The 12,169-nt window shown below is 61.5% G+C and carries 11 protein-coding genes (1 of these 11 running past the window's edge); 8 read left to right on the forward strand and 3 right to left on the reverse strand.

Features of this window, described 5'->3' with window-relative positions; translation table 11 throughout:
- Positions 1–467 precede the first annotated feature (467 nt).
- Entirely contained in the window at positions 468–596 is a 129-nt protein-coding gene (locus tag V8Z65_RS01750; protein WP_338722133.1) for a hypothetical protein, read from the reverse strand.
- 160 nt (positions 597–756) lie between these two features.
- Here V8Z65_RS01750 and V8Z65_RS01755 point away from each other — a divergent pair, with 160 nt between their 5' ends.
- Positions 757–1,998 carry an aminopeptidase gene (locus V8Z65_RS01755; protein ID WP_338722134.1) on the forward strand — a complete coding sequence of 414 codons (1,242 nt, stop codon included), beginning with the start codon at positions 757–759 and terminating at the stop codon, positions 1,996–1,998.
- A gap of 171 nt (positions 1,999–2,169) precedes the next feature.
- Here the strand turns inward: V8Z65_RS01755 and ppk2 are convergent, their stop codons facing one another.
- On the reverse strand, positions 2,170–3,024 hold the full coding sequence (ppk2, locus tag V8Z65_RS01760) for a polyphosphate kinase 2 (RefSeq protein ID WP_338722135.1): 855 nt from the start codon (positions 3,022–3,024) through the stop codon (positions 2,170–2,172).
- Between the two features lie 86 nt (positions 3,025–3,110).
- On the opposite strand from ppk2, the gene V8Z65_RS01765 reads away from it, so the two are divergent.
- Complete coding sequence (locus V8Z65_RS01765) at positions 3,111–4,403, forward strand: ATP-binding protein (RefSeq protein ID WP_338722136.1); 1,293 nt, start codon at positions 3,111–3,113, stop codon at positions 4,401–4,403.
- Positions 4,404–4,573: 170 nt separating this feature from the next.
- Here V8Z65_RS01765 and V8Z65_RS01770 read toward each other — a convergent pair whose 3' ends face one another.
- Complete coding sequence (locus tag V8Z65_RS01770; protein WP_338722137.1) at positions 4,574–5,113, reverse strand: GcrA family cell cycle regulator; 540 nt, start codon at positions 5,111–5,113, stop codon at positions 4,574–4,576.
- Positions 5,114–5,497: 384 nt separating this feature from the next.
- Here V8Z65_RS01770 and V8Z65_RS01775 point away from each other — a divergent pair, with 384 nt between their 5' ends.
- The 6 genes from V8Z65_RS01775 to V8Z65_RS01800 form a co-directional block, all read left to right on the forward strand.
- On the forward strand, positions 5,498–6,697 hold the full coding sequence (locus V8Z65_RS01775; RefSeq protein WP_338722139.1) for an aspartate aminotransferase family protein: 1,200 nt from the start codon (positions 5,498–5,500) through the stop codon (positions 6,695–6,697).
- Positions 6,698–6,832: 135 nt separating this feature from the next.
- Positions 6,833–7,765 (forward strand): ornithine carbamoyltransferase, encoded by a 933-nt coding sequence (gene argF, locus V8Z65_RS01780; protein ID WP_338722140.1) that lies wholly within the window; start codon positions 6,833–6,835, stop codon positions 7,763–7,765.
- 179 nt (positions 7,766–7,944) lie between these two features.
- Entirely contained in the window at positions 7,945–8,940 is a 996-nt protein-coding gene (locus V8Z65_RS01785; RefSeq protein ID WP_338724098.1) for an Hsp33 family molecular chaperone, read from the forward strand.
- A gap of 134 nt (positions 8,941–9,074) precedes the next feature.
- Positions 9,075–9,779, forward strand: coding sequence for an autoinducer binding domain-containing protein (locus V8Z65_RS01790; RefSeq protein ID WP_338722141.1), 705 nt, complete (start codon positions 9,075–9,077; stop codon positions 9,777–9,779).
- A 168-nt stretch (positions 9,780–9,947) separates the two neighbouring features.
- The gene (locus tag V8Z65_RS01795) at positions 9,948–10,598 is read left to right on the forward strand and encodes an acyl-homoserine-lactone synthase (protein WP_338722142.1); all 651 of its coding nucleotides are present in this window, start codon (positions 9,948–9,950) and stop codon (positions 10,596–10,598) included.
- A 14-nt stretch (positions 10,599–10,612) separates the two neighbouring features.
- A protein-coding gene (locus V8Z65_RS01800; RefSeq protein WP_338722143.1) for a glycosyltransferase crosses the window boundary here: on the forward strand, positions 10,613–12,169 show its 5' portion. 375 nt of this gene lie beyond the right edge of the window; only the first 1,557 of its 1,932 coding nucleotides appear in the window; it begins with the start codon at positions 10,613–10,615; its stop codon lies beyond the right edge, outside the window.

Here is a 12,169-nt window from a genome sequence, read left to right on the forward strand (position 1 = left end):
ACGACAGGCAATTCACAAAGTAATCCCCGCCCCCTGCATCGTCCCCCATACTGCTCCCGTCCTCACCGACAACACGCGGGACCGACGAACTTCGAGCCGTCCCGAAGGGCCGGACGCGCCGGTGGCGCGGCTGGAGGCAAGAAGGCCATGAGAGCTGCGCTCGAATGGCAAGGGGTGAGGAGGCAGGCCGCACGGTGTCGATCGGGCGGAGGCGTGTATGCTGACCACCGGTCGCTCAACTGAAGCGAACGGCGACAGGCGGCGATGGATGTTTCGGCATCCGGGCCAAAGGTCTGTGCCGGTCGTGGATGGGATGAGCAACCCGCAAGGGGGCCGCTCGATGCATGCGTCCGAAATCCTGTTCGTGGGAAGCGGCTTTCGCCTCTTCTTTAATTTAACCGAGGCGAAAGCCGCTTTTCACCGTGTAACCGCAAGGCCAATGGGCCAGGCGGCGCTTCAACGCGTCGTCAATCCACCTTCCGCGCGCCCGGCGCGACCATGCCCTTGGTCCGCATCTGGCCATAGGCCAATGCGAAGGAAAAGACGCCGAAAATGCCAAGAACGGCGGCGATGACCAGAATGATGCCAGTGGACATGGAAAACCTCCAGATAGGAATGGCTTTCATGTTCCATCGCTCGCGCGAGTTCGGTTTGATCCCGATCAACGGATTTTACGATTTTGCCCGGGTGGCGCGGCAGCGGCTGGAGCGATAGGCTCGCTCCAATTGATTCAAGAGCAAGAAGGCATTTGCCCAAATGAGCAATTCCCCCATCGATCCGGTTAAACTCGACAAGCTTGGCGAAGTGGCCATCAAGGTCGGCCTGCAGCTCGCCGAGGGGCAGGACCTGATCATCACCGCGCCCATGACTGCCGCGCCCCTGGTGCGTCGCATCACTGAGCACGCCTACAAGGCCGGCGCGGGACTGGTGACCACTATCTATTCCGACGAAGAGGCGACCCTGTCCCGCTTCCGCCACGCCAAGGATGCCAGTTTCGATCGCGCCGCCGGCTGGCTCTATGCCGGCATGGCCGAGGCTTACAAGAACAATGCCGCGCGTCTCGCCATTTCCGGCGACAATCCCATGATGCTGGCCAATGAGGACCCCGAAAAGGTTTCCCGCGCCAATCGCGCCAATTCGGCTGCCTATCGCCCGGCGCTCGAGCTGATCACTGGCTTCGACATAAACTGGAACATCGTTTCCTATCCCACGCCCAACTGGGCCAAGCTGGTCTTCCCCAACGATCCCGAAGACGTCGCCATCGCCAAGCTGGCCGATGCCATCTTCAAGGCTTCGCGGGTCGATCAGGACGATCCCATTGCCGCCTGGAAGGCGCATAATGCCAATCTCAAGGCCCGCTGGACCTGGCTCAATGGCAAAAAGTTCTCGGCCCTGAAATATACCGGCCCGGGCACCGATCTTACCGTTGGCCTCGCCGATGGCCATCGCTGGAAAGGCGGCGCCTCCGAAGCCAAGAACGGGGTCACCTGCAATCCCAATATCCCCACCGAGGAAGTCTTCACCACCCCGCATCGCCTGCGGGTGGAGGGTACTGTCGCGGCCACCAAGCCCCTTAGCCACAATGGCACGCTGATCGAGAACATCCAGGCCCGCTTTGAAGGCGGCCGCATGGTCGAGCTCAAGGCGACCAAGGGTGAGAATGTCTTTAACAAGGTGCTCGATACCGATGAAGGCGCGCGGCGCCTCGGCGAAGTGGCCCTGGTGCCCCATTCCTCGCCCATCTCGGCCTCGGGCATCCTCTTCTACAACACCCTCTACGACGAAAATGCGAGCTGCCACATCGCCATGGGCCAGTGCTATGCGGACTGTTTCGACGGCGGCAAGGAGCTGACCCAGGATCAGATTTTCGCCCAGGGCGGTAACAAGTCACTGATCCATATCGACTGGATGATCGGCTCGGACAAGGTCGATATCGACGGCGTCCATGCCGACGGCACGACCGAGCCGGTCATGCGCAAGGGCGAATGGGCGTTCTGAGGACGGGCCTTTCTTCACCTCTCCCCTGAGGGGAGAGGTCGGCGCAAAGCGCCGGGTGAGGGGTTCAGCGCCCGTGCGACCCAATGCGCTCCCACAACACTGAACCCCTCACCCCGACCCTCTCCCCTCAGGGGAGAGGGAGCCGAGACTCCGGGATAGCCGGGCCGGGGGTTACTCCCCCTCAATCCCCAAAAATTCCTCGGCGCTTAACACGATCTTCCGGTCGATCTCTCCGATTTCCGTCTCGTCTTTGCCCTCATAATCGAGCCCATGCAGCACCGTGCGAATGGCATTGAGCCGCAAGCGCCGCTTGTCATTGGCCCGGATCACCGTCCAGCGCGCATGCGGACAATCGGTGCGGTCCAGCATCCGGTCCCGGGCCTCGGAATAATCCCCCCACAGTTCCAGTGCCTTAAGATCGATCGGCGAGAGCTTCCAGGTCTTGAGCGGGTCATGGGCCCGGTCGTGGAAGCGCTTCAATTGCATTTCCCGGCCGATTGAGAGCCAGAGCTTGAACACTTTTATGCCGTCACTGGTCAGGCGCTTCTCAAATTCCGGCGCCTCATCGAGAAAATGCTCGGTCTGTTCGCGCGTGCAGAACCCCATCACCGGCTCGACCCCGGCCCGGTTATACCAGGAGCGGTCGAACAGCACCATTTCGCCCGCCGCCGGCAGCCAGTCCACATAGCGCTGGAAATACCATTGCGTGCGTTCCCGATCATTGGGCTTGGGCAGGGCGGCGATGATATTGTAGCGGGGATTGAGATTTTCGAGGAACCGCTTGATCGTGCCGCCCTTGCCGGCTGCGTCGCGTCCCTCGAAGATGATTATCGTGCGCGTGCCGGCCTTGGCCATATGCGCCTGATGCAGCACGAGCTGCTTTTGCAGCGCGTAAAACTGCGTGTCATAATCGTCGCCGTCGAGCTTGTCCTCGTAAGGATAGTCGCCCGACCCGAAGGCGGCCTTCTTGATGGATTTGGGTAGCTCGGGATTGTTGATGTCAAAACCGTCTAGGGGGTCGGTCACGCTGTCTCTCCACTGTCACACAGACCGTGCTATGAACCCGGCTCCCGCGCAAGAGGCGGGCTAACGCATTGATTCGACCACCCGATATGGACGATCTGAGAACAACGCATCTGACGCGCAGGCCAGCCAGCATATGGGCGCGCCTTGCCGGCCAGGTGCCACTGCTATTGGCGCTGGCGGGGCTGGTTCTGTCCTTCGTCGTCTTTGGCGGATTGCGCATCGATCTGGCAATTATCGGTTATCTTGTGCTGGCCGGATTCCTGGCCATGCTGCCCCAGCCCGTTGTCACAGTCACGCGGACGGTGGAAATACCTGTTTCCCCCACTGCCGGGGCGATGGTCGACCAGGACCTGCTGCCCGCCTTTGTCGAGGCGCTGGGCGATCCGGGGCTCGTGCTCGACAGGAGCGGCGCGGTGCTGCATCGCAATGGCGCCGCCGCCCGGCAATATCCCAATCTTCAGCTTGGCCGGGTCATGACCCTGGTCATGCGCAATCCCGATCTGGTGGCGGCCATAGAAGGTTCGCAACGCACCGGTGAGCCGCGCAGTTTCGAGCTGCATGAAACGCTGCCCTCGGAAACCTGGGACCGGGTCGTCGTCGCCCCGATCCGCCGTCCGGACCGCGACTGGTTCGCCGATGAGGACCGGCAATTGCTGGTGACCTTCCAAAGCCTGACCGAGCTCAAGCGCGTCGATGCCTTGCGCACCGATTTCATTGCCAATGCCAGCCACGAAATGCGCACCCCGCTCGCCTCGCTGATCGGCTTTATCGACACCCTGCTGGGGCCCGCCGCCCGCGACGCGGCGGCGCGGGAAAAGTTCCTCGGCATCATGCGGAGCCAGGCCGACCGCATGAGTCGGCTCATTGATGACCTGCTCAGTCTCTCGCGCATCGAAATGCATCAGCACGTCCGGCCCACCGGCTCGGTGGAGTTGACCGCCTTGCTGCGCGAAGTGCGCGAGGGCCTGCAGACCCAGGCCAAGGCGGCCGATATCGAGGTCGTGCTGACTATGCCGGACGCGCCCGTGACCGTAACAGGTGATCGCGGACAGCTCTACGAGGTCTTTGAGAACCTGATCGACAATGCCATCAAATACGGCGCCGAGGGCAAGACCGTCGAAGTCGACCTCAGCCGCACTGACCGCTCGGGCCTCACCCACATGGTTAGTGTCATCGATCATGGTCTGGGTGTCGAACCCGAGCATGTGCCGCGCATGACCGAGCGCTTCTATCGCATCGATGCCGAGGCCAGCCGCAAGAAGAAGGGCACCGGTCTCGGGCTCGCCATCGTCAAGCACATCATCCAGCGCCATCGCGGCCAGATGAGCATCAAGTCCAGGCCGGGCGAGGGTCTGCGCGTGGATGTCCTGCTGCCATAAGGCATTGGGCCTTTTCCTGCCGTCACAGCGCCGGGGCACCGGTTTATCCCCGCCAGCCGGCCTGGTCCTGTCCTTTGTCCGAAGCGGGCATTGGGGCCTTGCAGGAACAGATGCGAAAAACAAAAAGGGCGCCACGCGGGCGCCCTTGTCGAGACGGTAGATTGAAAGCCTCAGCGCTTCTTCTTGTCGAGCTGGTGGTAGGCCCGGCGCGAATGGAATTCGCAATAAGGACCGGTTTCCAGGCTGTGCTGACCGCAGAAATAGAAGTCCTTGGTCAGCGGATCGCCGATCGGCCATTTGCAGGTATGTTCGTTGAGCTGCAAGAGGCTCAGGCGCTTGTCTTCGGGAATGAAGAGTTCGGCAGCAGCCGGGGCGACATAGAGCTCGGTTTCCATATCGGGGCTGGCGGCCAGGGCTGTGGCACCCATGACTTGCGGACGCGCCATCGATACGCGGGGACGGGCGCCCATGCTTGATGTGCTGGCCGAACTGCTGGCGGGCCGGCGTGGCGCGGCGGGCCGCGCAGCCGGGCGCGAGCGCGGTGCGGTATTGGTGGGCTTGGCGCGAGCCGAAAGCTTGAGACGGTGCACCTTGCCGATCACGGCATTGCGCGTCACCCCTTCGCCCAGTTCAGCCGCAATCTGGCTGGCGCTGAGCCCTTCCATCCAAAGCTTTTTCAAAAGTTCGACGCGCTCGTCAGTCCAGCCCATCGGTTGCGCTCCTGAAACCATCGACAAAACAGAATCCTTCATTGCGCTGCCAGAAAAGCACTGGCAGCCTTATCGACTCTACAGCTCGTATGTTGAGCGGGTCCGCCACACGAGATATCGTGTTCCCAACGCCTTTGAGATTACGCCATCGGCGGAATCAGGATCAAGAGTCAGGGGCGATTTTCCCCGTTTATTCATTGGTTAAAATTGCCCTAACGATCCTTGAGTCAAATCAGGGACTTGGCCTCAATCAGATTGACTTTGGGCACTCACTTCGCCTAATTCTCGGGCCCAGACGCGCGGCCGAGAGGGCGCGTTTTTGGTTTTTGTGGCAGCTTTGCCACGCTTGTCGTTATCATTGTCCAGCCCAAAGGGAAGTTCATCATGTCTGCGCTCTACGGCACTTATGCCCGGTCCGATCTCGCTTTCGAGCGGGGCGAGGGCATGCGCCTGTATGACCAGCATGGCCGGGAATTTCTCGATTTCCATTCGGGCATCGCGGTCAATGCGCTTGGCCATGGCGATCCGCATCTGGTCGCCGCGCTCAAGGCCGCCGCAGACAAGGTCTGGCACACCTCCAATGTCTTCACCATTCCCGAACAGGAACGGTTGGGGCAGCGGCTGGTCGATACCACCTTTGCCGACAAGGTGTTTTTCACTAATTCCGGCGCCGAAGCCCTCGAATGCGCCATCAAGACGGCGCGGCACTATTTTTTCGCCAAGGGCCAGCCGGACCGCTATGAGGTAATCGCCTTTACCGGCTCCTTCCATGGCCGGACTATGGGCACCATCGCCGCCGGTGGCAATCCGAGCTATCTCGAAGGCTTCGGCCCGCCCATGCCCGGTTTCAAGCATGCCGCCCCGGGCGATCTCGAAGCTGTCAAGGCCCTGGTTGGTCCCCAGACCTGCGCCATCCTGATTGAGCCGGTCCAGGGCGAGGGCGGTGTCACCGCCATGAGCAACGAATTCCTGCAGGGCCTGCGGCAGATCTGCGATGAAAACGACATGCTCCTCATCTTTGATGAGGTGCAATGTGGCTTTGGCCGGACCGGGCGCTTCTTCGCCTTCGAATGGGCTGGCATCACCCCCGATATCGTGGCCGTTGCCAAGGCCATTGGCGGCGGCTTCCCGCTCGGCGCCTGCCTCGCCACCGAGGCAGCCGCAGCCTCGATGGTGCCCGGCACCCATGGTTCGACCTACGGCGGCAACCCGCTCGGCTGCGCCATGGGCAATGCCGTGCTCGACCGTATCCAGGCACCCGGCTTCATGGATCATGTGGCTCAGATGGGGCAGCGCCTCGCCTGGCATCTGCAGCAATTGGCACAGAAATATCCCGATTATGTGCTTGAGCTGCGGGGCAAGGGCCTGCTTGCCGGCATCAAGATTGCGCCCCCGGTCCGCGACTTCGTGGCCCGGCTGCGCGACGATCATCAGCTCCTCGCCATCGGGGCAGGGGATAATGTGCTGCGTCTGCTGCCGCCGCTTATCGTCACCGAAGCCGATATCGAGGACGCCATGACACGCATCGGCGCTGCCTTTGATGCCATCGAGGCAGAGACGGCGGCGACGGCATCGGCGAGCTGATGACCATGCTGACCTTCTATCATTTCGGGCGGCGCCGAGGCGACTTCTAGCCAATGTTCCGATGGGTACATCGCCTGTCGGAACTACCCATTGCCCGAATTCAAAAAAATCAAGCGTCACAAAGGACCCCGGCCTATGAACTCGACCGGTACACCCAGACATTTTCTTTCGATTGATGATTTCACCTATGCCGAACTACGTGGCATGCTGAACCAGGCCACCGCGCTCAAGGCGCGCCTCAAGGATGGCGACCGGCCTCAGCTCCTTAAGGACAAGGTGCTGGCCATGATATTTGAGCGCCAGTCCACTCGCACCCGTGTGTCCTTCGACGTCGGCATGCGCCAGCTCGGCGGCGAAACCATCATGCTCTCGGGTCAGGAAATGCAGCTGAGCCGGGAAGAGACCCTGGCCGATACGGCCAAGGTGCTCAGCCGCTATGTCGATGCGATCATGATCCGCATCCTTTCCCATGCCGACCTGATCGAGCTGGCCGATGCCGCGACCGTCCCGGTGATCAACGGGCTGACGCGCCGCGCCCATCCCTGCCAGATCATGGCTGACCTCATGACCTTCGAGGAGCATCGCGGGCCGATCAAGGGCGCCAAGGTCGCCTGGGTGGGAGACAGCAATAATGTGCTGCATTCCTGGGTGAATGCTGCTGAGCTGTTCCAGTGTCACCTGACCATTGCCACGCCCGAGGAATACAGCCCCGAAAAAGACCTGATGGAGGATATCCGCCGGGCCGGCGACTATGTGAAGCTGATCGAGGACCCGCGCGCGGCCGTCGAGGGCGCTGACCTCGTCATCACCGATACCTGGGTTTCCATGGGCGACGTGGACGTGGCCGAACGCCGTCGGGTCTTGAAACCCTATCAGGTCAACACCAATTTGATGGCGCTGGCGGACAAGAACGCCCTTTTCATGCACGACCTGCCTGCCCATCGCGGGGATGAAGTGACCGACGAGGTGATCGACGGTCCCCAATCGGTCGTGTGGGACGAGGCCGAAAACCGCCTTCACGCCCAGAAAGCTGTTTTGTGCTGGGCCTTCGGGGTTGAAACCAACTAGGCGGTCCCCGCCTGTCGTTGCCGAACCACCAAACCAACACCCCCGCGCAAAGGCGGGGGCTTTTGCGTTGTCGGGCGGGTCGCTCAAGCGCGAAGCTGTTGCAATGCTGGCCGGGTAGCGCGTTTGGCCCTCAAGGCGTAGCCTTTGGAAAGACAATTATCATGACCACGGAAACGACCATGACTGAAAGCCTGCTCTCCAGCCTGGGCCTTGATCGCCCCGAGACCGGTGATGATGCCGTGGTGCCCTTCACCCTCGATAAGCTCGATACCCGCGGCCGCGTAGTGCGCCTTGGTGCTGCGCTCGATACTATTCTGAGCCGTCACGACTATCCGCTCCCGGTTGCGCGTCTGCTGGGCGAAGCGGTGGTGCTGTCCGCACTGATTGGCTCTTCGCTCAAATTCGAAGGCCGTTTCATTCTCCAGACCCAGACCGATGGTCCGGTCAATCTGATTGTGGTCGACTTCGATGCGCCCGACGGCATGCGCGGTTATGCACGCTTCGATCAGGATGCCTTGGTCAAGGCCGCTGAGGAGGGCAGGACCAGCCCGGCCGACCTGCTTGGCAAGGGGCATCTGGCCATGACCATCGACCAGGGGCCGCATACCGAGCGCTATCAGGGCATCGTGGCCCTGGACGGCAATTCGCTCGAAGAGGTGGCGCATACCTATTTCATGCAGTCCGAACAGATTCCCACCCAGGTACGACTGGCCGTGGCTCAGATGTCGACCAGAGGGGATCACCGGCCGCGCTGGCGGGCCGGCGGCATGCTGGTTCAGCATCTGCCGCCCAATGGTATCTCGGCAATGGCTGATCTGCCCGGCGATGGCGATTTCGACAATCCCGATATGGTCGACCCCGATTTCGTCGAGGCCGATGGCTGGGCCGAGGCCAAGGCGCTCTTGGGCACCGTGGGCGATCTCGAGCTTTCCGATCCGGACCTGTCGCCCGAGCGCCTGCTATTCCGCCTCTATCACGAAACCGGCGTGCGGGTGTTTCCGCCGCAGGATCTTGAAGAGCGCTGCACCTGCTCGGCCGATCGCATAGAAGATATGCTGGCCAATAGTTTCTCCGAAGAGGAGCGGCAGGAGATGGCGGTGGATGGGGAAATCGAAGTGGTTTGTGAATTCTGTTCCACTGCTTACCGGTTCAACCCGCATCACTTCAATTCTTGATCTAAAGGGTTCATGGGCTGGCATTTCCTGGTTAAATGCCAGCCTTAATTGTACTTGCCTTAATTGACGAACAGCGCCAGTGTTCCTCCCGTCATGCGGCTGAACGGGGGTGCGCCGGAATGAATGCGGATTTGATGTCCAATCTGGAGGACATCCAGCGCCAAACGACGACCAATGCCATTCTGGACGTCATGTATCGGGCCATCGGCAATTACGGCTTCGAGCGCTTCATCATTTCCGGCCTGCCCGATCCTGGCGTGGATGTGCGCCCCTTCGTGCTGCTCTCGGGCTGGGACGATGAATGGTATGAGCGCTATACCAGCCTGGGCTATGTCCATCTCGACCCGGTCGCGCGGCACTGCTTTTCCACGACGCTGCCTTTCGACTGGTCCGAAGCGCCCTATGATCCCCAAAACGATGCGCCGGCCCGCCGGGTGATGGAGGAGGCGCGCGATTTCGGCATGGATGAGGGCTTGTGTGTCCCCGTGCATATGGAAGGCGGCATGCAGGGCGTGGTATCCTTGGTGGGCAATCCCGATCATCTCGACGAAAAGAGCCGGCTCGAGCTGCATATGCTCTCGCTTTATGCCCATGGCCGGCTGCGCTATCTCAACGGTCCCGGTGCCCAGCCGATTGGCCGCCGCGTCATCACCCCGCGTGAGGCCGAGATTCTCAAATGGGCCGCCGCCGGCAAGACCGCATCGGAGATCGCCGACATCACCGGATTGACCCCGCGCACCATCAATCAACACTGCGAAAACGCCCAGAAGCGCATGGGAACTAATAATCGCCTCCATACGGTGGTGGAGGCGATCCGCCATAAATTGATCACGCTGTAACGAGCCTTTGCTCGGCCGGCAATGCGGCTGATGACTGTATTTCAGCCCGCCATCTCGTTCCAGAATCGGAATATTTTGCGCGATATTGTGATTTTTACCAATTTCGTTTCCTGGGCTGCTTGTGCCTAATGCCCCCAGTCGAGGCTGGTGGCTTCGGGGGGCAGATCGATGAAATTGCACATCGTCCGCGGTCCGGCGGACCGGCAGAGCCGTGACTTGTTGGAGCAGAACTTTCGCCTGCGTCACCGTGTTTTCGTCGAGATAGAGGGTTGGGAGGCCCTATCTCGACCAGATGGGCGCGATGTCGATGCCTTCGACAATGACGATGCCACGCATCTTTTGATTTCCGATTCCGGCGTTGTGGTGGGTGGGTCCCGCATGACGCCGCTGGATCGGCCGAACTTGCTGCAGACAGTCTTTAACGGGTTAGTGCAAGGAAACCTCCCCGCCCACCCTTCGCTTGGGGCCGATTGGACGCGCTTTTATGTGCATCCCGATCGACGTGAAGGTCGGCGGCGCGCTCCCGAGTCTGCAGCCCTTTTCTGCGCGGTGATGGAGCATGCCCTATTGCAGGGCTATAGCTTCATCACCTTTGTTTCGACCATTTACATGCTCGAGCACGGCACCGCCGTCGGCTGGAAAATCACCCCGCTCGGCCACCCGGTCATGAGTGAGGGCAAACCGATCATCGCGGCCTGGATTGAGGTTTCCGAACAGGCCTTGCAGAATGTGCGGCGCACAACCGGGGTAAGCAAACCGCTTGCCCCGGTTTTTTCTTCCCCCGCCCGGATCGGGCCCGAAAGCAGGTCGGCAACCTAAGCGGGCGCGGTTCGATGCTCCAGGCCGTCGCTCTCATGCGTGCGCTGCTCGGATCCGGCACCTCTGACGCCCTTGCTCGCGCCACGCTCGACGCGGCGCTATTGGCCGAGACGGACCCGTTGCATTGGTGCGCGACGCATCTGGATGTTTCCGAGGCCGAGATCATGGCCCGGGCGGCTGCCTGGGCCGGGCTGACCTATTTCGACGTCGTGCCGCGGCAGTCGCAACTCGTGCTCGATCCGGGACGGCTGGAGATGCTGGGCGAGACGCGTCTTTATCGCCTGCAGATGCTCGATCGTCAGGTCGCCTTTGCCGCACCGGACTTCTTCGGCGTCCTGCGCCTCGCCAATGCGGTCCTGCAACGCCCACAACTGGCACGCAATACCTGCCTTGTGCCAAAATCGGCCCTGCGGGATTTTCTGGTGCAGCATGCCGCAGCCGCGCTCACAGACGGCGCCCGCCAGAACATGGCGCGGCACTGGCCGCACGCTGCAGCGCAACTGGAGCTGACCGGCCCGGCTCGCTACGGTTTTGCCTCTGCCCTGGCCCTTCTCACCATCCTCCTTCTGCTCGCGCCTTTGACCGGTGAAGCCACATTGATCCCGCTCTGGCTCATCTTTGTCATGGCGCCCACCTTGCTGCGCCTGGCAGCATTGCTCCAAGTGGCGCCGAACGAGACCGTGCCGATTGCCCCGCCGGACGAGGATGGCGACCTGCCGGTCTATTCCGTGCTGGTTCCGCTGCGCGACGAGGCCAATATGGTCGATCAACTGGTCCGGACATTGGGCAGTTTTGACTACCCCCGGGAAAAGCTCGATATCGTCTTTGTGGTGGAGAGCCGGTCGCCCGCCACCATAGACGCGCTACGGCCACATCTGTGCGATCCTCGATTTTCCCTGCGCGTCGTCCCTGATTCCCCGCCGCGCACCAAGCCCAAGGCGCTCGACTTTGCCTTGCCGCTTTGCCGCGGTGAATTCATCGTCGTCTATGATGCCGAGGATCGGCCCGAGCCCAGCCAGCTCCGGCATATTGTGGCGCAGTTCCGCGCCCAGCCCGATATTCACTGCATCCAGGCCCTGCTGGTCATCGACAATGGTTTGGCCGGGCCCTTGCCCGCGATCTTCGCCGGAGAATATGCGGGACTGTTCTCGGTATTGCTTCCGGCGCTGGCCCGCTGGCGCATGGTCATGCCCCTGGGCGGCACCTCCAATCATTTTCGTCTCGAAACGCTACGCGCACTCGGCGGTTGGGACGCCTTCAACGTTACCGAAGATGCCGATCTGGGTGTGCGCCTGGCCCGGCGCAAGCTGCGTTGCGCCACGAGCCGGTCGCGCACCTATGAAGTGGCGCCGGTTGTTCTGCCGCTCTGGCTGGGCCAGCGCACGCGCTGGATGAAGGGATGGATGCAGACCTATGCGGTGCATAACCGCCGCACCGCACACCTGCTGGCCGATCTGGGCTGGCCGGGATTTTTCGGCTTGCAGATTGTCTTGCTCGGCATGCTGCTGGCGCCCCTGCTGCATGGCGGTTTTCTTGTGCTTTTGCCCATCCTGCACCTGACTGGCCAGATG

The organism is Devosia sp. XK-2 (genome assembly GCF_037113415.1).
Lineage (GTDB): Bacteria > Pseudomonadota > Alphaproteobacteria > Rhizobiales > Devosiaceae > Devosia.

Coding starts and splice junctions, on each gene's coding strand:
- V8Z65_RS01750 (WP_338722133.1), bottom strand. CDS start 596: ATGTCCACTGGCATCATTCTGGTCATCGCCGCCGTTCTTGGCATTTTC.
- V8Z65_RS01755 (WP_338722134.1), top strand. CDS start 757: ATGAGCAATTCCCCCATCGATCCGGTTAAACTCGACAAGCTTGGCGAA.
- V8Z65_RS01765 (WP_338722136.1), top strand. CDS start 3,111: ATGGACGATCTGAGAACAACGCATCTGACGCGCAGGCCAGCCAGCATA.
- V8Z65_RS01770 (WP_338722137.1), bottom strand. CDS start 5,113: ATGGGCTGGACTGACGAGCGCGTCGAACTTTTGAAAAAGCTTTGGATG.
- V8Z65_RS01775 (WP_338722139.1), top strand. CDS start 5,498: ATGTCTGCGCTCTACGGCACTTATGCCCGGTCCGATCTCGCTTTCGAG.
- argF (WP_338722140.1), top strand. CDS start 6,833: ATGAACTCGACCGGTACACCCAGACATTTTCTTTCGATTGATGATTTC.
- V8Z65_RS01785 (WP_338724098.1), top strand. CDS start 7,945: ATGACTGAAAGCCTGCTCTCCAGCCTGGGCCTTGATCGCCCCGAGACC.
- V8Z65_RS01790 (WP_338722141.1), top strand. CDS start 9,075: ATGTCCAATCTGGAGGACATCCAGCGCCAAACGACGACCAATGCCATT.
- V8Z65_RS01795 (WP_338722142.1), top strand. CDS start 9,948: ATGAAATTGCACATCGTCCGCGGTCCGGCGGACCGGCAGAGCCGTGAC.